General features: G+C 59.0%; 20 protein-coding genes. 4 read left to right on the top strand and 16 right to left on the bottom strand.

Annotated elements, in window-relative coordinates; all coding sequences use genetic code 11:
- Positions 1–2,386 (top strand): cyclic nucleotide-binding domain-containing protein (locus PH5382_RS17255; RefSeq protein WP_058335640.1); only part of this gene is annotated, 2,386 nt, incomplete at its 5' end.
- A gap of 296 nt (positions 2,387–2,682) precedes the next feature.
- Here PH5382_RS17255 and PH5382_RS17250 read toward each other — a convergent pair.
- From PH5382_RS17250 to PH5382_RS17200, 11 genes are all read right to left on the bottom strand, one after another.
- Complete coding sequence (locus PH5382_RS17250; protein WP_058335639.1) at positions 2,683–2,967, bottom strand: ArsR/SmtB family transcription factor; 285 nt, start codon at positions 2,965–2,967, stop codon at positions 2,683–2,685.
- A gap of 162 nt (positions 2,968–3,129) precedes the next feature.
- Positions 3,130–4,362: a mandelate racemase/muconate lactonizing enzyme family protein gene (locus PH5382_RS17245; RefSeq protein WP_058335638.1), complete on the bottom strand. Its 1,233-nt coding sequence runs from the start codon at positions 4,360–4,362 to the stop codon at positions 3,130–3,132.
- A 59-nt stretch (positions 4,363–4,421) separates the two neighbouring features.
- Entirely contained in the window at positions 4,422–5,516 is a 1,095-nt protein-coding gene (locus tag PH5382_RS17240; protein ID WP_058335637.1) for a Zn-dependent alcohol dehydrogenase, read from the bottom strand.
- Between the two features lie 90 nt (positions 5,517–5,606).
- Positions 5,607–6,806, bottom strand: coding sequence for a TCR/Tet family MFS transporter (locus tag PH5382_RS17235; RefSeq protein WP_058335644.1), 1,200 nt, complete (start codon positions 6,804–6,806; stop codon positions 5,607–5,609).
- A 57-nt stretch (positions 6,807–6,863) separates the two neighbouring features.
- Positions 6,864–8,201: a lyase family protein gene (locus PH5382_RS17230; RefSeq protein WP_058335636.1), complete on the bottom strand. Its 1,338-nt coding sequence runs from the start codon at positions 8,199–8,201 to the stop codon at positions 6,864–6,866.
- A complete protein-coding gene (locus tag PH5382_RS17225) occupies positions 8,201–8,923 on the bottom strand; it encodes an alpha/beta fold hydrolase (protein WP_058335635.1) in 723 nt (240 codons plus the stop codon). The genes PH5382_RS17230 and PH5382_RS17225 overlap by 1 nt, the downstream gene beginning before the upstream one ends.
- Positions 8,916–9,707: a 3-oxoadipate enol-lactonase gene (pcaD, locus tag PH5382_RS17220; RefSeq protein WP_058335634.1), complete on the bottom strand. Its 792-nt coding sequence runs from the start codon at positions 9,705–9,707 to the stop codon at positions 8,916–8,918. The genes PH5382_RS17225 and pcaD overlap by 8 nt, the downstream gene beginning before the upstream one ends.
- Before the next feature lie 78 nt (positions 9,708–9,785).
- Positions 9,786–10,997, bottom strand: a complete 1,212-nt coding sequence (locus tag PH5382_RS17215; protein ID WP_058335633.1) for an endonuclease/exonuclease/phosphatase family protein — start codon at positions 10,995–10,997, stop codon at positions 9,786–9,788.
- A gap of 36 nt (positions 10,998–11,033) precedes the next feature.
- Positions 11,034–12,011: a threonine ammonia-lyase gene (locus PH5382_RS17210; protein WP_058335632.1), complete on the bottom strand. Its 978-nt coding sequence runs from the start codon at positions 12,009–12,011 to the stop codon at positions 11,034–11,036.
- A complete protein-coding gene (locus tag PH5382_RS17205) occupies positions 12,011–12,844 on the bottom strand; it encodes an alpha/beta fold hydrolase (protein ID WP_058335631.1) in 834 nt (277 codons plus the stop codon). Before PH5382_RS17205 ends, PH5382_RS17210 begins: the two co-directional genes overlap by 1 nt.
- Positions 12,845–12,871: 27 nt before the next feature.
- Positions 12,872–13,558, bottom strand: coding sequence for a haloacid dehalogenase type II (locus PH5382_RS17200; RefSeq protein ID WP_058335630.1), 687 nt, complete (start codon positions 13,556–13,558; stop codon positions 12,872–12,874).
- A 282-nt stretch (positions 13,559–13,840) separates the two neighbouring features.
- Here PH5382_RS17200 and PH5382_RS17195 point away from each other — a divergent pair, with 282 nt between their 5' ends.
- Positions 13,841–14,269: an FKBP-type peptidyl-prolyl cis-trans isomerase gene (locus tag PH5382_RS17195; protein ID WP_058335629.1), complete on the top strand. Its 429-nt coding sequence runs from the start codon at positions 13,841–13,843 to the stop codon at positions 14,267–14,269.
- Positions 14,270–14,373: 104 nt separating this feature from the next.
- Here the strand turns inward: PH5382_RS17195 and PH5382_RS17190 are convergent, their stop codons facing one another.
- The 3 genes from PH5382_RS17190 to fabA form a co-directional block, all read right to left on the bottom strand.
- Entirely contained in the window at positions 14,374–15,165 is a 792-nt protein-coding gene (locus tag PH5382_RS17190; RefSeq protein WP_058335628.1) for an enoyl-ACP reductase FabI, read from the bottom strand.
- Positions 15,166–15,172: 7 nt separating this feature from the next.
- Positions 15,173–16,402 (bottom strand): beta-ketoacyl-ACP synthase I, encoded by a 1,230-nt coding sequence (fabB, locus tag PH5382_RS17185; RefSeq protein WP_058335627.1) that lies wholly within the window; start codon positions 16,400–16,402, stop codon positions 15,173–15,175.
- A gap of 995 nt (positions 16,403–17,397) precedes the next feature.
- Entirely contained in the window at positions 17,398–17,907 is a 510-nt protein-coding gene (fabA, locus tag PH5382_RS17180) for a bifunctional 3-hydroxydecanoyl-ACP dehydratase/trans-2-decenoyl-ACP isomerase (protein WP_058335626.1), read from the bottom strand.
- 232 nt (positions 17,908–18,139) lie between these two features.
- Between fabA and irr the strand changes: the two genes are divergently transcribed.
- Positions 18,140–18,556, top strand: a complete 417-nt coding sequence (gene irr / locus PH5382_RS17175) for a Fur family transcriptional regulator Irr (RefSeq protein WP_058335625.1) — start codon at positions 18,140–18,142, stop codon at positions 18,554–18,556.
- A gap of 47 nt (positions 18,557–18,603) precedes the next feature.
- On the opposite strand, the gene PH5382_RS17170 is transcribed toward irr, so the two are convergent.
- Entirely contained in the window at positions 18,604–19,515 is a 912-nt protein-coding gene (locus PH5382_RS17170; RefSeq protein ID WP_058335624.1) for a LysR family transcriptional regulator, read from the bottom strand.
- A 108-nt stretch (positions 19,516–19,623) separates the two neighbouring features.
- Between PH5382_RS17170 and PH5382_RS17165 the strand changes: the two genes are divergently transcribed.
- Entirely contained in the window at positions 19,624–20,421 is a 798-nt protein-coding gene (locus tag PH5382_RS17165) for a phytanoyl-CoA dioxygenase family protein (protein ID WP_058335623.1), read from the top strand.
- A gap of 70 nt (positions 20,422–20,491) precedes the next feature.
- Here PH5382_RS17165 and PH5382_RS17160 read toward each other — a convergent pair whose 3' ends face one another.
- Positions 20,492–21,361: a glycosyltransferase family 2 protein gene (locus PH5382_RS17160; protein WP_058335622.1), complete on the bottom strand. Its 870-nt coding sequence runs from the start codon at positions 21,359–21,361 to the stop codon at positions 20,492–20,494.
- Positions 21,362–21,407: the final 46 nt, after the last annotated feature.

Raw genomic sequence — 21,407 nt, 5'->3', positions numbered from 1 at the left:
AATCGGTGAAAGCGCGGCTGGTGCGGCCACTTTGCGGATCAATGGCGGTTGGCGGTATCGGATGGCGGCGATCACCGACCGGCTGGGGCGGCTCTACGATATCCGTTTCGAGATTTACCAGAAAAAGTTCTTCATGAAGTTTCTCAACAACTTCATCACCAATCTGACGCCGTTCTTCTTTTATGCTGTCGGTGGCTATCTTGTGCTGGAGGGGCAGGTGTCACTGGGGGCACTGGTGGCCGCGTTGGCGGCCTACAAAGATCTGGCTTCTCCCTGGAAGGAGCTGCTGGCCTATTACAACCAGACGCAGGATATGTCGCTGCGCTGGGACGTGATCCTGGAGCGCTTTGCCCCTGCGGGCATGGTACGCGAGGAGCTGATGTTCGGCGAGCCGCAGACGATCCCGCACCTCAAGGGGGATGTGGCGCTGCAGCGGGTCAATGTACGGGATGCCGATGGCAATCTGGTGCTGGAGGATCTGAACGCGACCCTGCCGGCTGGCCAAGTGATTGGCATTGCGGCCCCGTCTGAAGAAGACCGGCGGGCACTGGCCGAACTGCTGACCCGTGAAGTGCTGCCATCCGCGGGGCAGGTGACTGTTGCGGGTCAGGACATGCGCGACCTGCATCAGGCGGTTCTGGCTTTGCGTATCGGCTATGTGACCTCGCGACCGGTGCTGTTTCAGGGCTCTTTCGGCGACAATGTGATGATGCCCATGCGACACCGCCCCAAGGGCGCCGCCCAAGACACGCGGCGATTTCTCGCCGCACAGCTGGCCGGCAATAGTGCTGATCCTTTTGACGCGCCCTGGTTGGATCCGGAACTGGCAGGGTTTGCCAGTGCGCATGATCTGCGGGATTGGTGGGTGCAGCTCTTGGCCGGTATCGGGACTGATAGTGCGCTGTTCTGGCGCGGCATGGAGCAGCTTTTTGATCAGAACCAGCATCCGCGATTGGCCCAATGCCTGATCGATCTGCGCCCCAAGGTTCAGGAAGCGGTTGCTGCAGCTGGTCTGGAAGCGCAGGTGCATTGGTTTGCACCTGACGCCTATAATCCGGCTCTGCCGGTTGCGGAGAACCTGCTTTACGCCACCCTGTGTGAACCGATCACCGAAGAGGTGCTGCAGCGGCATGTGGAATTCCTGGAACGTCTGCGTGAGCTGAAACTGGATGATGATCTGGTCACACTGACCCAGGATGTGGTGGATATTCTGCGCCAGATCTTTGGCATGGATGGCACGGGCCATCCGCTGTTTCGCAAGTTGGGGCTGGATCCCAAGGCCTACGAACGTGCCTCGGCTCTGGTTGACAAGACCCGCAGCAAGGGGGCTGCCTCTCTGGGGCCGGACGAGTTGGCGCAGCTGATGATCGTCCCCTTCAGCATCTCGGCCGAACAGATCGGTCCTGCCTTTACCGATGAAATGAAGATGCGCATCCTGTCGTTCCGCAAAAGCCACGCGGGTGAGCTGATGGAGACCCTGTCGGATATCTTTGTGCACCTTGATGGGGCGGTATTTGCGCCGGGCCTGACGGTGCTGGAGAATGCGCTGTTTGGCAAGATCTCCGATGGAGCTGGCGCGCGCGGAGACGAACTGCGTCGCCTGGTCTCTGAGGTTCTGGTCGAGAACGGAGCCCGGGACATGGTGGTCGAGCTGATCTTTGATCTGCCAATCGCCCTAGGCGGACAAGGGCTGCCAGCCAGCTATGCAGAGCCGCTGGCTTTTGCGCGGGCGACTATCAAACGCCCTGACATTCTGCTGCTCGATTCGGCGCTGACAAGCTACGATCTTGATACACGGATTGCAGTACACAAGAATCTGCGGCGGCTGCTGCCTGCGACAACTCTGGTCTATTTGGATACTAGCTTTGAACGCCCGGATGTTTTTGATGTTCATTACGAATTACGCCAGGGGCGCCTGGTGAGCGATGATCCGCATTACGAGGTGGCCGAAGACAGTGCCGCAAGCCAGGATCTGGCGCGTAAGCTGCGGGCACTGGAGCAAACGGAACTGTTCTCTGGTCTGAACCGGCGGCAATTGCGGCTGCTGGCTTTTGGAGCGCGCTGGTATGCGGCCAAGGCTGGCGATGTGGTGTTTCTCAAGGATGATGTGGCCAGCGATGGTGTCTATATGATTATCGATGGCGAAGCGGGGCTTTATTTGCCACAGGACGGGCAGCAAGATCGTCTGATCACCAATGTCGGACCTGGGCATTTGGTTGGGGAGCTCGGACTCATTCGCAAGGAACCGCGGGCGCTGAGCATGGTTGCGACAACCGAGCTGAGCTGTTTGCGGATCGGTGAGGAAGAGTTTCTGGCAGTGGTGGAGAATGACGCCAATACCGCCTTCAAGCTCCTGCAAGTCGTTTCCGGATACGTTGGAAACTAGAAGGCTTTGTGCGCAGCCGGATAGGTGGCCGCAGGATGGACGCTAGCGGATATGCTTGCCGGTTTTGCGGCTGCAGTGGTCAGCCGAGCCGCCTTCCCCATCGTTATGCAGGAAAATGTTATGCAGGAAAATCACAAAACCATACCGCGCGTAGCCTGACCTTCGGAGAAAGCTTTGACGTGGACAGGTGCACCAGACGTGAACACGCGTGCTAAAGTTCAGGCGTGCTCAGGTGGCGTCACCTGACCTGGGTAGCAAATGGGGCATCAGACTGGGTTTTCAGGTCGATTGGGGTGTTAGTCCGGGGAGCAAAACTGCTGGTAGAGCAGGGCAATGATTTCTTCGGTGTTTTTGTTTTTCAGCGAGTAGTAGATTGTCTTTCCCTCACGCCGGGTCTGCACCAGCCCTTCATCGCGCAGGCGTGCCAGCATCTGGCTGACGGCAGCCTGGCGCATTTCGAGCAGAGCTTCGAGCGCGCCGACGGATTTCTCTCCGGTACCCAGATGACAGAGAATCATCAATCGGCCCTCATGGGCGAGGGTCTTGAGAAACGCCGCAGCCTCAGCGGCACGCTGCGCCATGTCGATTGGTGTTTCCGGATGAAGAGTTTCGGAAGATGTCTCTTCGGTCGATTTGAGGGTCTGAAGCGTCACGTGTCCTGAATCCTGCGAGTGGTGTATTTGCCATAATGCCTCATTTTCCTAACGTAAGTCACCCCCTCCCGGTCACAAGACAGAGAGGCGTCAAGTTTTGAGCGGTGGCGCGCCGCCTGCGAAACTATTGTTACCAGTGTAACTGCAGGCTTCGTCTCGCATGTTGAGGTGCAGATCGTCACCGTCAAAGGGATGCGCGCGGGCGAGATCTTCGTCGACGTCGATGCCCAGACCCGGCGTGCCCGGTGGGGTGATAAAGCCATCTTCGACGCGGATGCTGCCCTTGATCAGGTCGTCATGGAAGGGCGTGTCGATGCTTTCGGCCATCAGGATATTCGGGATCGAGGCGGCGAGCTGGATATTAGCAGCCCATTCCACCGAGCCTGCGTAAAGATGTGGCGCCATCTGTGCGTTATAAACCTCGGCCAGGGCGGCGACTTTCTTCATCTCCCAGATACCACCGGCCCGACCCAGCGCGGGCTGCAGGATTTCGGCGGCACCACTGCGTAACACGGCCGCGAACTCGGTCTTGGTCGTCATTCGTTCGCCGGTCGCGACAGGGATGCGCACGTTGCGCGCGACACGGGCCATGTCCTCGATATTGTCGGGCGGTGTGGGCTCTTCGAACCAAAGCGGTGAATAGGGCTCCAGCGCCTGACCGAGGCGAATGGCGCCAGCGGTGTTGAACTGGCCATGGGTGCCAAACAACAGGTCCGCCTTGTCGCCAACAGCGCCACGGATCGCCTTGCAAAACTCCACCGAGAGCGAGATGTCACGCATCGCAGGCATATGGCCGCCGCGCATGGTATAGGGCCCTGCAGGGTCAAATTTCACCGCCGTATAGCCCTGGCGAACCATCTCGGCGGCGGATTCTGCTGCCAGTTCGGGGGAGCTCCAGAATTCATCGATATCGTGATGTGGCAGGGGATAAAGGTAGGTGTAGGCGCGAATGCGGTCGTTCATACGGCCGCCAATCAGCGCATGCACGGGACGGTCGCGATCCTTGCCGAGGATATCCCAGCAGGCAATCTCGAGGCCCGAGAAGGCGCCCATGACGGTCAAATCCGGGCGCTGGGTAAACCCCGAAGAATAGACCCTGCGGAACATCAGCTCAATGTTTTCAGGGTTTTCACCTGCCATATGCCGATCAAATACATCGCGGATCACCGGCTTCATCGCCGCAGGTCCAATTGTTGACGCGTAGCATTCACCCCAGCCCGTGATACCGGTATCTGTGGTTACCTTTACCAGGATCCAATAGCGCCCTCCCCAACCGGGAGCAGGCGGGGCGGTGACGATGATATCGAGATCTTGCAGCTTCATGGGGTGTCTCTCTGGGCGTTGTCTGGACGTCGTCGGGGTGGGTCGATACTGACGTTTATCTAGCGGTTGAACAATATGACATTGCGTTTGGCACTGCCGGTCTTGGTGTCGGCAATGGCTTCGTTGATCTGCTCCAGCTCCCAACGACCAGAGATCAGCTCATCCAGTTTCAGGCGACCCTGCTCGTATAGATCAACCATCCAGGGAATATCCCGCTGGATGACCACATCACCCATTTTAGAGCCGATCATGCCTTGACCGACGGCTGCCATGATGACGGGCTCATAGGTGGCTTTTTGGCCGGAGTGTGGCATGCCGATCATCACGGCTTTGCCGCCATAGCCAAGATAGCGCAGCGCCTGTTCATAGGCCGGGATGGCCCCGACGGTGACCAGAACCACATCAGCGCCCTTGCCGCCAAGTGCTTTGAACGCAGCTTTCCACGGTGATTTCAGTGTACCCAAAACGCCATCGGTGGCGCCGAACTCCTTGGCGATCTCCAGTTTTTCTTCGGTCATATCAATAGCTACGATGCGCCGTGCACCAGCAATGCGCGCGCCCTGTATGGCGTTCAGGCCAACGCCCCCAGCCCCAATCACCACCACATCCTGCCCGGCGCGCAGGCCTGCGGCGTTAACGGCCGCGCCGACGCCGGTGATGACACCGCAGGAAATCAGCGCGGCTGCTTCTTTGCTCAGGGTTTCGGGGATCTTCACGATCTGGCGCTGATCCACCACGACCTTTTCGGCAAAGGCACCGCAGGCCATGGCCTGCATCAGCGGCGCGCCATCCGCAGTCTTCAGCGGGCCGGATTTCACGGCATCATAGGGGGTTTCACAAATGGTCGGCTTGCCACTGGCGCAGCTGGGGCAGCTGCCACAGGACCGGATCAGCGTGACCACAACGCTGTCACCTTCGGCAAACCCACTGACGCCTTCACCGACCTGAGTGACGACCCCTGCGGCCTCGTGACCATAGACCGAAGGCAAAAACCCGCCCCAGGCGCCTTCGGCAAAAGAAATATCGCTATGGCAGATCGCCACCGCGTCCAGGGTGACTTCCACTTCTCCCATGCGTGGGTCTTCGATCTGGATCTCTTCGATCACCAGCGGTTCCCCAAAGGCATGACAGACGGCGGCTTTGATGGTTTGCATGATCTCACTCCCTGTTTTGATGCACGGTGGCGCGGGGGGAGATCTACTGCAAGCGCGAAACCGTCAGGCCTGCGCCGTAGGCTGCCGTTTTTACGTCACGGAAGGGCGCGTGCGCAAAAAGACGAGGCAGCCGATGATCATCAGGACCAGTGCCAAAAGAAACGGCGCACCGGGCAGATAGTAAGCGGTATCCCTGTCGGAGAACTGTGCGAAAGCGGCTGTCATCATCAGTGGCGACACCACCATCGACAGCGCATGGACAGCCGTCATCACGCCCTGCAGCTCACCTTGCTGGTTGTCGGCGACGGCGCGCGACATTAACCCCTGCAGCGCGGGCTGCACCAAGGCACCAAGGGCCGAGATTGGGATCAGCGCCAGCGCCAGATTGCCGCTGGTGATAACGGCAAGGATGCCAAAAGCGACAAAGTCAAAGACCTGCCCCCAGATCACCGTGCGCCGTTCGCCGACCCAGCGCACCACATGGCGCAGCAGCCAGCCCTGCACCAAGGCCATGGAAATCCCATAGATCGCCAGCGAGACGCCAATCATCTGCGGCTGCCAGCCAAACTGTTCAGCGGTGAAATAAGACCAGATCGCCGGGTAGACATAGATCGCCACGGAGTACAGGAAATAGACCCACAACAGACCTTTGATGCCCGGAATGCTGGCCATGGCGCGAAAAGCGCCAAAGGGATTGGCCCGGCGCCAGTCAAAGGCCCGGCGGGTATCATCCGTGACGGTTTCGCGCATCACGAACCAGCCAAGGGCAAAGTTGAGGCCGGCCAGAACGGCAGCCGCATAAAACGGCGCGCGGGTGCCCATCTCTCCTAACAGACCGCCGATCAGCGGCCCGAGGACAAATCCGGCGCCAAAGGCCGCGCCGAGTAGGCCGAAATTGGCGGCCTTTTCCGCGGGTTTGGAAATATCGGCGATATAGGCCCCGGCGGTGGCATGGGTGGCGGCAGTGATGCCACCTACCAGACGCCCGATCAGCAGCAGCCAGAGCGAGCCCGCCAGCGCCATAACCAGATAGTCCAGTGCCATGATGAATAGCGAGATCAGCAGCACAGGACGGCGCCCATAGGCATCCGAAAGGGAGCCCAGTACTGGGCTGAACAGAAACTGCATCACCGCAAAGGCGGTGCTGAGGATACCACCCCAGATCGCCGCATCCGCCAGACTGCCGCCCTGCACCTCGACCAGAAGGTTGGGCATGATTGGCATGATCAGACCAATGCCCATGGCATCAATCATCACGGTGGTGAGTACAAAGATCAGGGGCAGGCGCATCAGCACTCGTCTTTTGATGAAATCACGACTTGGTGACGCAGCGGCCGGGCTTGGCCATCAGGTCTGAGACAGTTCCGTCACTTTACTGGAAAAACGCAAGGCTTCCGCAGGGGCAGCGCCAAGCTGGGCAGCCGGGTCAAACAGGTGCGAGCTGTCCAGATCCGGATAGTCCCGCGCAACCAGCTCGCTGAGAGCGCGCCCGGTGGCGCCAGATTCGCGGCACAGGGTTTTGACCTGCGCCTGTGCTTCGGGGCGGGGCAGGGGTTCAGCCAGGGCAAAGCTCAGCGCTTCGGCGTTGATCATATCAAGTCCCGAGGCAAGAGCCGCAGTCATCGCGGCCTCCACCGGGGTGATCCCAGCACAGAGATCCCGGCCAATGCGGGCAGAACTTGCGGCGCCCAGCGTGATCTGCGGCAGGCACAGCCATTCGCTAAACCAGGCGGCCCCGTCGCGCTGATGCTGCTGCACAGCGCTGCCGTGCAGGATCGACAGCAGACCAGTGCCTTGACGCGCCAGCGCCACCAGCGCCGAAGGGGCGACCGGGTTCTGCTTTTGGGGCATAGTCGACGACGCCCCAGAACCACCCAGTGATAATTCGCCAATACCAGTCTGCACCAGGGCGATGCAGTCTTCGCCCAATTTCCCAAGCGCGAGGTTCACCCGCACCATCCAGTCCATCAGCCGCAACAGGGGGCCGCGATCACTGTGCCAGCTGCGCTCCGGGTCATTCAGACCAAGTGCCTTGGCCATATCGGCGCGAATTTCTGCCGCATTGGGGCCCAGAGCACCAGCCGTGCCTGCCGCGCCTGACAGCGAGATCAGCAAGCAGGATTTGCGCAGACCAGGCAGCTCTGCCAGCAGATCCAGCAGCGGTGCCCCCCAAGCGGCGACAGTCGCGCCAAAACTGGTAGGAGTGGCATGCTGGCCATAGGTGCGCGCTGGCATCGGCAGTTTGGCGTGGTCACGGGCCAATTTGCCCAAAGAGGCCAGCGCCAGTTTCAGATCATCCTCGATCAGCGCCAGTGCCTGACGCAGTCGCAGCATCAGGCCTGTGTCCATGATATCCTGCGAGGTGGCCCCCCAATGCACATATTGCGCGTGTTCCGGCGCGTTCATCTCGGCGCGAAAGGCGGCGACAAGGCCGGGAACCGGCACGCCGTTCTGACCGGTTGGCTTGCGGATGGTGCCGGGATCCATTGCCACTTCCATCACTGCCCGGCCAATTGCCGCCGCGCTGAGCTCGGGGATCTCGCCGCGCGCACCCTGCGCTTTGGCTAGTGCGCCCTCGACCAGCAGCATAGCGCGGGTTTCAGCAGTATCGGTGAACAGGCGACCAACGTCGCCAGAGGTGAAGAGGTCGCCATAGATCTGGCTGTCAAAGACCGAAGCCGCCATCAGATGTCCTTTGCGATTTGCCCGATGAGATCAGCCAGACCCTCTGGGTCGGCGAAAAAGGGCGAATGAGAGCAGTGCATGTCGTGAACCATGTCCCGGGGCCAGTCAGCCACCATTTCGGCTTGATACTCCGGCGGGATCGTCTGGTCATTCGTGCAGCGAATATAGGCCTTGGCTGTGTTTTGCCAGTTTTCGCCCAGCGTCAGCGGGGTGTCCTGTGGCTTGATGGCCTGCGGGCATAGCCGGGGCAGGGCATAGGCGACGGCCTCGGCGGGGCAGTCATGGTAGAACAGACGCGGCGCTTCAGCAGTATCAATGGTGTAGCTGGTGCCTGTGGGATCCTTGATGGCAGCTGAGCCAATGGTCTGGCGCGGTCCGGCTTTGCGCATGTCGATCAGCGACAGGTCTGAACGCGGCACATAGGCACAAAGATAGATCAATCCGCGCATGGCCTGTGGGTTGATTTCGGCTGCGGCAGAGATGGGATAGCCAGCCCAAGAATGGCCCAGCACCAACGTGTCTGGTGTGGTTGCTGCCAAGATCGCTTCAGCGCTTTCCTGTAGGGTGACCTGGCCCAGATCGCGTTCGTTTTCATGACCGCTGCCGTTTCCTGGGAGATCGATTGTGCGCACAGTATGGCCGCGCGCCTCCAGTGCTGGGGTCAGATCACGCCAGCACCAGGCGCCATGGCAGGATCCGTGGATCAATAGAATATCAGCCAATGTGTCCGGTCTCCTGCAAAAACTGTGTCAGGCGGATGGCATATTCATCGGGCTGCTCAACGCAGGGAATGTGGCCCGCGCGGCGGATCAGATGGAACTGGCTACCGGGGATCAGATCAACGGTTTCACGTACCAGATCAGGTGGGGTTGCGCCATCCTCAGAACCGGCAAAGCCAAGGCAAGGCAGGCGTAACCCGCTGGTAGGAGTGTAAAAATCGGTGCCTGCAATGGCGGCGCAGCAGCCTGCATAGCCACTACGTGATTGCTGCACCAGCATATTGCGCCAGAGCTGTAGCTCTGGTTTGGCGCGAAAACCACGGGCAAACCAGCGTTCCATCACGCTATCGGCCAAAGGCTCGATGCCATGATCGGTGACCGCTTTGACCCGGTCCTGCCACATCTCGGCAGTGCCGATCTTGGCGGCGGTATTGGAGAGCACCAATGCGCGCACCTGATCCAGGCGTTTCACCGCCAGCCCCTGTGCGATCATGCCGCCAATAGACAGGCCGACAAAGACGCAATCGCGTACCGCCAGATGATCCAGCAGCCGTTCGGCATCTCGCACCAGCGAACCCATGGAATAGGGCGCATCCGGACAAGAGGACAGGCCGTGGCCGCGCTTGTCATAGCGAATGACCTTCAACCCGGCAGGCAGACGTTCCACCACGGCGTCCCAAACCCGCAGGTCGGTGCCAAGGGAATTGGCAAAAACGATGGGCGCCCCGTTTGGGTCGCCATCGATTTGGTAGTGAAGCTGGACATCGCCCAGGTCTGCGATCTGCATGCACTTTCTCCGGTAAATATGGCGCGCAATTTAGGGAGGTGCCTAAGCAGGGTAAAGCCCGTTCCAGCCCGGATTGGCCTATTCGGGCGTTTCAGGGGTAAGCAGCTCCATATGCGCCATGATCTGGCCGTGGTCCGAGGCAAGCTTATTGTAGGGTGCTTCGGGGTGGCTGCCATCGGTCAGATGATCATTGAAGACGCTGAAGTAATGCATCTTGCCTGTAGCACCCGACCATTCAGGGTCGAAATGACGCGACATGTAGATCTGGTCGATGCTTTCATGCACACCGCCAAAAGCCGTGGTGTAGACCACATCACGCAGGGAGCGTTTGAGAAAGATCTTTTCTGCAGCCCGCAGTCGGACCTTGTCGATAGCTTCAACGATCTGGGTGTTTTCCTTGCTGCTATAGCGATCACTGCCGTGTTTGGCATCGTGTCGCAGCATCCAGGAATAGTTGCGAAACGGCACCTCGCCTGAGATGATTTCGCTGCTGACGGCATGTTCGCCATCGTTGAAATCCCCGAGCACCATAACAGGCCGGTCCTGTTCCAGCTCGTCCAGAATGGCGCGGCGCAGCACCCAGGCCTCTCCCATGCGGCGCAGCGCGGCCCGCAACGCGCCCAATGCCCGCCCCGCCGGATCATAGGCCGTGAGCACCGCTTCGGGCGCAAAGGGTGCACCTGCTGGGGTGATGAATTCGCCCAATTTTGATTTCAGGTGGCAGTTGAAGACGGTGACCACCTGGCCATTGATGGGAATACGCGCCTTGAGGATCGGTCGCGACAGGCGGCGCAGGGTGAAATAGCCCGCGTCCTCGTCGCCGCCCAGATCCGACATCGGGATATCCAGCGGGTGTTCCAACTCCTGGATCACCTCAGGCGTGCCGACAAAGCCAAAGCGCGACAGGATCGCGAGGCCAGGACGGCGCTGGCCGGGTGTGTCGGTGTCATTCACGTTGGGCGCAAAGGCCAGACCGCCGCTACCATAGGGGCCATAGGCCAATTTGCGAAAGATTGCCTTGCGGTGATAGCGCTTGGAGCGGTCGGGAACCGTGGCGGCATTGGCCTCTATGCCGCGCTTGTCTGCCTCGGCGATCACCGCGCGTAGGGGCTCTTCTTCGAAGATCTCCTGAAAGCCGACAATATCGGCGTCCAGCGTCAGCAACTGGTCTGCCATCCAGTCGGATTTCCAGGCGTATTCTTCGGGGGTGTAGTTTTGGAACTTGTAATATTCCTGATCCGGGCCAATCAGGTTTTTCACGTTGAAAGAGGCAATGGTGAAACGGCTCATCTGGGTTTCCCTTCGCTAAAATTCTGACCTGCTGCGTCAAGCATAGGTGCTGAGGGCACGCTGGAACAGGGCGGCGTCGACATTGCCACCAGTGGCCAGTGCGATCACCGCGTTGCCCTCGATCTTGTCGCCATGAAACAGGGCTGCCGCTAGGGCGACAGCGCCGCCGGGTTCGATCACGATCTTCAGGCGCAGAAAGGCAAGTGCCATGGCGTGCATGGCTTCGTCTTCGCTCACGGTGATCCCGGCGCCACACAGGCGTTGCAGCACGGGAAAGGTCAGCGCGCCGGGCGCGGGTGTCAGGATGGCGTCGCAGATCGAGCCTGAGATCTGCGCATTGGTCTGGATTTCGCCACTGGCCAGCGATCTTGCCACATCGTCAAAACCCTTTGGCTCCACCGGGCGCACCCTGAGATCCGAGCCGAGGCCTTCGAGTGCCAGGGCGATACCACTGGTCAGCCCACCACCGCCGCAGCAGACCAGAACATCGCCGCTGGTCACCCCCTGGGCGGCGGCCTGTTCGGCGATTTCCAACCCGGTAGTCCCCTGTCCTGCAATCACTTCGGGTTCGTCGTAGGGTTTGATCAGCGTCAAGCCGCGATCCTGTGCCAGATCATGACCAATGGCATCGCGGTCTTCGCCCCCGGCGCGGTCATAGAGCACCACCTCTGCGCCCAAGGCGCGGGTGTTGTCGATCTTCAACTGCGGTGCATCGGCGGGCATCAAAATGACGGCAGCAACCCCATGGGCTTTGGCGGCGGCGGCAACACCCTGGGCGTGGTTGCCGCTGGAATAGGCGATAACACCGCGCGCGCGCTCCGCCGGTGAAAGCGCCGAGACAGCCGCCCAGCCGCCGCGAAACTTGAACGAACCCGTGTGCTGCAGGCATTCAGCTTTGACCAGAACCCGGCGTCCGGCGATCTCATCCAGAAACGGAGACGAGAGCATCGGCGTGACACGGGCCTGTCCGTCCAGGCGGGCGGCGGCGGCTTGGATCATGGCAAAGTTGGACATCAGATCTGCTCCAGAACGGATTGTATCAGGGAAAGGGCGGCGGGCTCATCCAGAAAGGGTACATGGCCGCGACCAGGCAGTTCTACCGCTTGAAGCGCGGGTAGGCGGGCCTGCATTTCGACATAGGTCTCATGGCTGAGCACATCAGAGTTGGCACCGCGAATGACACCGCAGGGCAGGCCGTCCAGGGCCAGAAACAGCGGCCAGAGATCCGGCACCGGTCCCGCCTCGGCCTGAGCCAGAAGCGCGTCACGGATACGCGGATCATAGCGCAGTTGCAGCCCCTGGGGTGTGCTGTCGTAAAAGGTTTCGACCTCTTCGCGCCAGCGTTGGGCGGGAACACCCGCAAAGGCGGGCGCCATCAGCGCCGTCAGAGTTTCGGCAGCCTGTGCCTGGGTTTTGGCAGCTGGGCGACGGCCTACGTATTGCATGATGCGCTCGATCCCATTCGCCGGGATCACCGGGCCGACATCGTTCAGGATCACCGCCATAAGGCGCGGTTTGGCGCTTGCCGCCAGCATCATCGCAACCATGCCGCCGCGTGACGTCCCGAGGAGGGCGGCCTGAGGCAGGACAAGGTGGTCCATCAGTTCCAGCACGTCCTGTGCCTCACGCGGTACGTTGTAGTTTTCAAACTGCGGATCATGGTCGGACTGCCCCCGCCCGCGCGCATCGAGCGTAATCAGGCGATAGCGCTGTGCATGGGGAGCGAAATAACGAAAATCGCGGCTGTCACGGGTCAGACCTGCAAGACAGATCAGTGGTATGCCAGTCGGGGTGCCGCTTTCTTCAAATAACAGCGACAGCCCGTCTGTGGTGGTGAAATTACTCATATCCTTGGTCCTTAAACGCTGGATCGGTCAGCGCTTGGCCAGATCGGGAATGGTGATGAGGTTGGGCAGGATATGGGCCGGGGTCCAGGGTAGGCGGTCCACAGGCTCGCCCGCGCGGTTGACCCAGGCGGTGGTGAACCCATAGCCCGAGGCCCCGGCCGCGTCCCAGCCATTGGATGAGACAAACAGCACCTCGTCCCTGGCGCAGTCAAAGCGCTGACCGACCAGATCATAAACCCTATGATCTGGCTTGAAAATACCGACGCTTTCCACCGAGAGCACATCATCCAGGACCGCGCCGATACCTGCGGACTGCACTGCCCCATCCAGCATCTTTGGTGATCCATTGGACAGAATGGCAGTGTTCATGCCAGCTTCTTTGAGGGCCGCAAGCATGGCGGGGACTTCGGCATAGGCCTGTAGCTCCCAATAGAGATCCAGCAGACGCTGGCGAAGTTTGGGATCGCCTGCCAGGGCTGCAGCCTCCAGCGCCCAGTCAAGCCCGTCTTGGGTGACTTGCCAAAAGTCGCAATGGGCATCCGTTATGGCGCGCAACCAAGTATATTGCAGCTGCTTCAGGCGCCAGTGATTGGCCAGTTCAACCCAGCTGTCTTGCAGATGCGGAAATTCAGGTTCCGCGGCGGCCTGACGCGCGGCGGCCGCGACGTCGAAAAGAGTGCCATAGGCGTCAAAAACACAGGTGGTAATGGGCATGTAATCCTCCGTTCCCTGCATCCTGTCACGGAGAAGGTGGACGCGCAAAGTGCGAAGTTGTGATGGTTACAATTCCTTGCAGTCAGTTCCTGCACGATCCGGGGATCTGCACTTGGGCCTGGATAGAGACGTGGATAGAAATCAGGATAGCGATATGCGGGGATTTGAGCGGTTGAATCAGCGAAATTGACGCGCAGATGCGGCAGCAAGTCGGGTTTACATTGTTCCCAAGGGCTGTAGGGTGCGCGCCTTTAGTTTCCCTGTATATCAACTGGAGGTCCTATGACCGAGGTAAAGAACGGCGACACCGTCAAGATCCACTACACTGGCACATTGACGGATGGGTCTGTCTTTGACAGCTCCGAAGGGCGCGATCCGCTGGAGTTCACCGTTGGCGCCGGTCATGTGATTGGCGGCATGGATGCAGGCCTTCCAGGCATGAAGGTTGGCGACAAGAAGCGGCTCGAGATTGCGGCGGAAGATGCCTATGGCCCCCTGAACCCCGAGGCGCGTCAAGCCATCCCGCGCGAAGGCATTCCTGATGATATCCCGCTTGAAGTGGGCATTCAGCTGCAGATGCAAAGCCCCGAAGGCCATGTGCTGCCTGTGACCGTGGTTGAGGTTACTGAGGCGACCGTGACTTTGGATGCAAACCACCCGCTGGCGGGCAAAGATCTCAACTTTGACATCGAGCTTGTCTCGATCGGCTGATCTGGGTTTGAGCCACTGCATTGACTAAACTGCATCGACTAAAAAGAGGGCGCCCATGTGTTGGGCGCCCTCTTTCGTTTAAATTCTCTCTGGTGTTCAGGTCTTCACAGATGATCCTGTTGCGGCATTCCCAACACGTGAAAGCCACCGTCGACCCGGATGATTTCGCCAGTTGTGCAGGCCCCAGCGTCAGATGCCAGATAGACAGCGGTGCCGCCTACGGCTTCGAGCGTGGCATTGTCGCGCATCGGCGCGTTCTGCGCTGTGTGCTTGAAGGTCTTGCGGGCACCACCAATGGCAGCTCCCGCAAGGGTCTTCATCGGACCAGGAGAGATTGCATTGACGCGGATGCCTTCAGGGCCAAGGTCATTGGCCAGATAGCGGGTGGCGCTTTCCAATGCGGCCTTGGCCACGCCCATGACGTTGTAGTTGGGAACCACCCGGTTGGAGCCCTGATAGGTCAGGGTCAGCAGAGTGCCGCCATTTTCGACCATCATGGGATGGGCGCGGCGCGCCACTTCGATGAAAGAATAGGCCGAGATATCCATCGAGTTTTTGAAGTTCGCCCGGCTGGTATCGAGGAACCGCCCAGTCAGTTCGGATTTGTCCGAATAGGCAATGGCATGGACGACAAAATCAATCGTCGGCCAACGGGTTGCCAGCTGGTCAAAGGCTGTGTCCAGCGAGGCATCATCGGTGACGTCGACATCGACCATGAAATCACTGCCAACGCTTTGCGCCAGCGGTGCCAGGCGTTTACCAAAGGCCTCACCCTGATAGGTGAAGGCCAGCTCAGCACCGGCCTCGGACATGGCCTTGGCAATGCCCCAGGCGATGGAGCGATCATTGGCTACGCCCATGATCAATCCGCGTTTGCCTGTCAAAATTCCTGACATTGTCGGGTTATCCTTTGTATTTGCTCAGAACCATCGACCCATTGGTGCCGCCAAAGCCAAAGCTGTTGGTCATGACAGAGTCGAGGCCTGCATTTTCCACGAGGTCAGTGGCGATCTCGCCGGGGAGAATGCCCTCGGCCAGTGTGTCCACATTGATCGAGGGAGCGATGAAATCATTGTCCAGCATCAATAGGCAAAAGATCGCCTCCAATGCGCCGGCGGCACCCTGTGCGTGTCCGGTCATTGATTTCGTGGATGAAATAGGCGGCGTTTGGCCTTCGCCAAAGACACGGCGGACGGCTTCGACTTCGCCAACGTCGCCAACTGGGGTCGATGTGCCGTGGGCGTTGATATAGCCGATCTTGCGGCCCTCGGGCACGGTCGATAGCGCCAGACGCATGGCGCGTTCGCCGCCTTCGCCAGAAGGGGCGACCATGTCGTGCCCGTCCGAAGTCGCGGCATAGCCAACAACTTCGGCGTAGATCTTGGCACCACGTGCCAGCGCATGGTCGAGATCTTCCAGCACCACGATGCCGCCGCCGCCAGAGATGACAAAACCGTCGCGGTCCTGATCGAAGGCGCGGCTGGCGGCTGTGGGGGCGTCGTTTTTCTTCGAGGACATCGCACCCATGGCATCGAACAGGCAGGACAGGGTCCAGTCCAGCTCTTCGCCGCCGCCGGCAAACATAACATCCTGTTTGCCCATCATGATCTGTTCAGCCGCATTGCCGATACAGTGCAATGAGGTCGAACAGGCCGAGGTGATGGAATAGTTGATGCCCTTGATCTTGAAGGCGGTCGCAAGGTTGGCCGAGACCGTAGAGGACATGCATTTTGGCACCGCAAAAGGCCCGATGCGTTTGGTGGCGCCAGTCTTGGCAACCACTTGATGCGCCGCCAACATGGCCGAGGTGGACGGCCCACCAGAGCCCGCCACCAGTCCAGTGCGGGTGTTGACGATCTGGTCCTCAGAAAGTCCCGCGTCGGCAATGGCCTGGCTCATGGCGATATGGGCATAGGCGGCGCCATCGCCCATAAAACGCAGCGTGCGTTTGTCCACCAGTTCCTTGGTATCAATCTTCAGAGTGCCCGCGATCTGACTGCGAAAGCCGTGCTCGGTCATTTCGGGGCTCGCCTCGATCCCGGATTTCCCGGCCTTCAGCGAGGCGATGACTTCTTCGGCATTGTTTCCGATGGAGGAGACGATCCCCAGACCGGTGACGACGACACGACGCATACGTGCACTCCCTTAATTGCTTATGTCTTAGTATGCGTTGCAGGGGAGGGGTGCAAGATGGGTTGGCGGAGAGGTGGTGGTTGACTGACGGGATTGCGGTGGTTGGCAGCTTTGCGGAGGGAGCTAACCTTGGGAAACGCGCCCAGATAAGGTATCCAACACATACCCATTTTCATGATAGAGGATAGTTTAGTATGGAGCACAATTCCGAATGAAGTTCGCATCGCCATTTCTTGTGCTTGTTTGCTGGATCAGCAGTTGGCTTCCAACCTCACTGGATAAATGGCCTCTCTCTTTAAGCTTCGTCTGTATATTTGGACTATGCGCGGCATTTGTCGCCCAAGAGCGACTGAAGGATCGTCGTTGGCCAGCAAAGATGTTGCGGGTACTAGCAGTCCTAGTTCTGATTAGCGGAGCGTTTCTCGCTATTCTCGCGTGGAGTATAGGAACATCAGTAGATGGGGCAATTACATTTTTCTACGTCGTGGGTTTTGCCGGTTATCTACATATGATTTCTAGGGTTTTGACGCCCGGACAAGCCCCTGATTTGCACTTTGGAACAGGGTTCTGGGTTCTGTTTCTTCTTGCCAGTTGGTCTTGGGTTTCAGCGCTAGGCATGTTCGTTCACCGTGGGGCCTCTGGCAACACCGATGGGGCGTGTATTCTGGTGCCCAAACCTGTTCGCTATGGCACCGAGCTAAGCTCTATCTGGGAAATGCGCCTTCCCCACGTCGCGACCAGTAGAACAGGCCCGACTGGTACAATCGTTTTCGACTATCACGCTATCCTTGTTGCACCAGCTCACGAGCGAACTGAAGTTTACAACTGGTCAAAAAGGCGAATGCGCTTTGAAATTCTCGACACAAAACGAAATCCATACCTGCCAACTCTATGTCCATAGACCCATCCAAACGGGCTCAGAAGTAAATATCCTCTCAATAACAAAAAAAAGAGGCCCGGGGGCCTCTTCTTCAATCTTGGATTATCCGAGCGAACTAGGCCTCGGACAGAACGACCTTCATGTCCTTGACGTCATAGATCATCTCGCCATCGGCCTCGACGATGCCATCCGCCACGCCCATAGTCAGACGGCGGGTTTGGATCGCTTTTTTGAAGTCGATTTTATAGGTCAGCATCTTGCGTTCGGGGCGCACCATGCCGGTGAGCTTTACTTCACCCACACCAACGGCCATGCCGCGACCTTTCCAGCCGCGCCAGCCGAGGTTGAAACCAGTCAGCTGCCACAGACCATCAAGACCCAGACAGCCGGGCATGATCGGATTGCCGGGGAAGTGGCATTCAAAAAACCACAGGTCCGGGTTGATATCGAATTCTGCAACGATGTGACCCTTGCCATGGGCGCCGCCATCGGCGCTGACTTCGGTGATGCGGTCCATCATCAGCATTGGTGGGGCTGGAAGCTGGGCGTTGCCGGGGCCAAAAAGCTCTCCGCGGGCACATTTCAACAGGTCGTCTTTGTCAAAGCTGCTGGGGTAATCGGCCATGCTGGCGCGTCTCCTGCCTGTGGTGTTTACTATGTTTTCCTTCCTGTAGCACCCGCCCAAAGGGTCCTGCAAGGGTGCTGAAAGTCGCGGGGCAGGGAGATTGTACCACCAGAAAGTGCAAAGGCGCTGCGCAATGCCTGCCTGTATGGCAGCGGGGGCTGGGAATTCCGTTTGAAAAACACAACTCTTTGACTGTATAAACGTGGGTAGCAACGCGATGCAGGAACCGCACATGACGCCAAACAGCGAAGACGTGGCAACCAATTGGCTGGTCGAGGCCGGTTTGCGCCCAACCCGTCAGCGGGTTGCTCTGGCGGAGCTTCTGGTCGGGGATGGCAATCATCGCCATGTCACCGCCGAAAGCCTGTTTGACGCGGCCAAAACCAAAGGCGCTGCGGTGTCTCTGGCGACGGTGTACAACACCTTGCGGGCCTTTTGTGACGCTGGTGTGTTGCAGGAAATCACTGTGGATGGGTCAAAAAGCTACTTTGATACCAATACCCATGATCATCCGCATTACTTCTGGGAAGATGGCAGTCACGTCACCGATGCGCCCTCTGATCAACTGGTCATCCAGCGTCTGCCAGATGCGCCCGAGGGCATGGAGATTGCCTCGGTTGATGTGGTGATCCGCCTCCGCAAAATCTGAAGGCGCAAGATTTGAAGCCGCACAAACTGACGTACCGGTTTGTTCCCTCAGTTTTGGTTCCGGTCTGGTTTGGTGAACAATTCCGTGAGCAGAGATGTTGCCATCGCCTGTGACGATTCGGGGTGGGGCATGCCGTGACTTGTGAGGATCACCGGTTCGCGAGCGATCTCGTCGCTGACTGGCACAGAAATCAGTGGCTTGCCGTCATAGCTCAGATCAAGGGGCGGCGCGCTGTAGCTGATGCCGACGCCCTCGCCATTGGCAGCGAGGCTGCGCAGCAGCTCCAGTGAGGCGGCGCGATGGGCAATTCTGGGTGAAAGGTTCCGGGATTTGAACAAGGACAGCATATGCTGAACCGACAGACCTTCCTGTGACAGAATCAGCGGTTCCGGTGCGACATCGGCCAGAGCAACTGCGGGGTGGTCTGCCAGCCTGTGTCCGGGCTGTACTAGGATATGCGGGCGGCGATGATCCATGATCTGCCGCGCGAACCCCGCATCCAGACCCAAATCATAGGTGAAGGCGAAGTCGATTTCGCCCTGCAACATGGCCTCTGTCAGTGTTGCGAAGTCGCCAACACGTGGGGTGATGGCCAGGTCGGGCAGGGCGCTGCGCAGATGCTGCAGAGCGGGGGCTAGCAAAAAAGGGGCAAGATCTGAAAAGCAGCCTAATACAAGTTTCTGTGCGATTGGTGCGGTCGCGTTGGGGCTTTCCAGTTGTGCCGCCTGATCGACCAGGCTCTGGGCGCGTTTGGTGAAGCTGCGCCCCTGCGGTGTCAGGGCCAGTGGGGCGCCACGACGGCGCAGGAAAAGCGCATGTCCCAAATGTTCTTCAATGCGTGAAAGGGCCGCCGACAGGGCGGGCTGGCTGACATGCAGCGCTTCGGCGGCGGCTGAAAGGCTGCCGTGATGGGCAACAGCGCAAACGTATTCATAGTGGCGTAGGGTAAGGTATAACATCAGCTTATCCCTAACTTAGAAATATATGATTTGAAACTATTTATGGCTGCAGGCAGGGTCGCGACAGCAATAATACATCTTTCAGCCCACTCTCAGACGGAGGCCCGCATGGTGCACCCCCTAATTACCCAGGATCATATTGATCAGTTCCAGCGCGACGGCGTGGTGTTTATCAAAGGTCTGTTCAAGGATCAGGTCGACATGCTGCGCGCTGGTGTCGACCAGAACATGGCGGAACCGGGCCCCTATGCCTCGAACAATGAAAAGGCGGGGCAGACCGGGCGGTTCTTTGATGACTATTGCAACTGGACGCGAATCCCCACCTTTGAACAGGCGATCAAGACCTCGCCGGTGGCTGAAGTTGCGGCAGACCTGATGCAATCAGATCGGGTGCAGATGTTTCACGATCACGTGCTGGTTAAAGAACCCGGAACATCGATGCCGACGCCCTGGCACCAGGATGGGCCATATTATTTCGTCGAAGGTGCGCAGACCGTCAGCTTTTGGTCGCCGCTGGATCCGGTAAAAGATGCCTCGCTTCGCTGCGTTGCAGGCTCGCATAAATGGGAAAAAGAAGTGTTGCCGACCCGTTGGGTCTCGAACGAGGGATTCTTTGCCGACGAAGGCCAGTACATGCAGGTTCCCGATCCCGAGGCCGAAGGGATGACGATCCGCGAATGGACGATGGAGCCCGGTGATGCAGTGGCTTTCAACTACAAGACCTTGCATGGGGCGCGTGGCAATACCAGCGACAGCCGCCGCCGGGCCTTTTCACTGCGTCTGGTCGGTGAAGACGCCCGCTATGTAGAACGTCCCGGCCCAACCTCGCCGCCCTATCCGGGGCATGAGATGCAACCCGGACAGCGCCTGCGCGAAGATTGGTTCCCGGTACTGCTGCAGCGTTGAATCATAGTCTTACTCCCCGATGTGTCGCATCATTGGGGGGATCTTGTGGTGCAAGAGGGGGCAGTAGGTGTTAAAACCACTGTCCTGGCTCCATCAGGCCAAGGTCCAGCAGCTGCCGTGAATGCCATTCAAAGGGGGTGGAGTTGTGCCAGCGAAAGCTGTGGATGGCATAGTCTGATTCTGGGTTTCGTTTCAGCGCTTTGGCGGTGCGGAACGAACACACGGCGGCGGTCAGGTTATGGTGCCAGGGACAGGAATAGGTGTTGTACTCCTGCTCGTTGAAGGTGTGATTGGGCAGCAGTTCTAAACCCGGTTTGGCCTGAAACAGTGAAATGCGGTCGATCTTGCGGCTGGCTTCGGGGATGTGTTCCTCGTGCCGCCAACGCACGCCGCCAAAGAAATCCAGCTGGCGCTCTGGGGTGCTGCCATCCGGCAGGTCGGGCCGGGCCTGGGCGTAGTAGCCGGATTTATCCAGGTAGGCAGTATCCAGCGAGACCGCGCTGGGATGTTCGCTGAGGTCCCCCGCGTATAGATCAATCACATAGCTCAGCATGGCCGAGCGGCGTTCCTCGCCGTGAAAGGCCAGCATTTCGGTCACTGACCGGGTCTCGCAGAAGGGAAAGAACAGGAATTCGGCGTTGTAGCAATAATAGAGCCAGCATCCAGGGGTGGCGGCTGCGATGACCTGATTGATGGCGTGAAAGGGACGTTCCGGCGCGCTGCAATCAAAGGGCACCCGGTGGACTTTATTCTTGATGTCACGGGGCAGATCAAAGGCATCCGGCATCAGTGCAACCACGGCTTTGAAGCCGCTTTGCAGGTGGTGGCGCAGGGTCGTGGCCACCTCGACATCGTCTTCGACAAAGATCAGTGCCACTGGCCCCTTGGTCAGCAGGGCCTGTTGTTGTTTGAGAAAATCATCCAGCGAAGAATACATCATGCGCTCATGTCCCGGCCTGTATTGCTGCCTTTCTGGCAATTGCTGC

The sequence above is a fragment of the Phaeobacter sp. CECT 5382 genome (genome assembly GCF_001457775.1).
Taxonomy (GTDB): domain Bacteria; phylum Pseudomonadota; class Alphaproteobacteria; order Rhodobacterales; family Rhodobacteraceae; genus Pseudophaeobacter.
The sequence above is the reverse complement of the archived record's forward strand: the minus strand, read 5'-3'. Positions and strand labels throughout refer to the sequence as shown.

Coding starts and splice junctions, on each gene's coding strand:
- PH5382_RS17250 (WP_058335639.1), bottom strand. CDS start 2,967: ATGGCGCAGCGTGCCGCTGAGGCTGCGGCGTTTCTCAAGACCCTCGCC.
- PH5382_RS17215 (WP_058335633.1), bottom strand. CDS start 10,997: ATGAGCCGTTTCACCATTGCCTCTTTCAACGTGAAAAACCTGATTGGC.
- PH5382_RS17205 (WP_058335631.1), bottom strand. CDS start 12,844: ATGAGTAATTTCACCACCACAGACGGGCTGTCGCTGTTATTTGAAGAA.
- fabA (WP_058335626.1), bottom strand. CDS start 17,907: ATGGCCGATTACCCCAGCAGCTTTGACAAAGACGACCTGTTGAAATGT.
- PH5382_RS17200 (WP_058335630.1), bottom strand. CDS start 13,558: ATGCCCATTACCACCTGTGTTTTTGACGCCTATGGCACTCTTTTCGAC.
- PH5382_RS17230 (WP_058335636.1), bottom strand. CDS start 8,201: ATGGCGGCTTCGGTCTTTGACAGCCAGATCTATGGCGACCTCTTCACC.
- PH5382_RS17235 (WP_058335644.1), bottom strand. CDS start 6,806: ATGCGCCTGCCCCTGATCTTTGTACTCACCACCGTGATGATTGATGCC.
- PH5382_RS17195 (WP_058335629.1), top strand. CDS start 13,841: ATGACCGAGGTAAAGAACGGCGACACCGTCAAGATCCACTACACTGGC.
- PH5382_RS17165 (WP_058335623.1), top strand. CDS start 19,624: ATGGTGCACCCCCTAATTACCCAGGATCATATTGATCAGTTCCAGCGC.
- pcaD (WP_058335634.1), bottom strand. CDS start 9,707: ATGCAGATCGCAGACCTGGGCGATGTCCAGCTTCACTACCAAATCGAT.
- PH5382_RS17170 (WP_058335624.1), bottom strand. CDS start 19,515: ATGTTATACCTTACCCTACGCCACTATGAATACGTTTGCGCTGTTGCC.
- fabB (WP_058335627.1), bottom strand. CDS start 16,402: ATGCGTCGTGTCGTCGTCACCGGTCTGGGGATCGTCTCCTCCATCGGA.
- PH5382_RS17240 (WP_058335637.1), bottom strand. CDS start 5,516: ATGCAAACCATCAAAGCCGCCGTCTGTCATGCCTTTGGGGAACCGCTG.
- PH5382_RS17245 (WP_058335638.1), bottom strand. CDS start 4,362: ATGAAGCTGCAAGATCTCGATATCATCGTCACCGCCCCGCCTGCTCCC.
- irr (WP_058335625.1), top strand. CDS start 18,140: ATGACGCCAAACAGCGAAGACGTGGCAACCAATTGGCTGGTCGAGGCC.
- PH5382_RS17210 (WP_058335632.1), bottom strand. CDS start 12,011: ATGTCCAACTTTGCCATGATCCAAGCCGCCGCCGCCCGCCTGGACGGA.
- PH5382_RS17190 (WP_058335628.1), bottom strand. CDS start 15,165: ATGTCAGGAATTTTGACAGGCAAACGCGGATTGATCATGGGCGTAGCC.
- PH5382_RS17160 (WP_058335622.1), bottom strand. CDS start 21,361: ATGATGTATTCTTCGCTGGATGATTTTCTCAAACAACAACAGGCCCTG.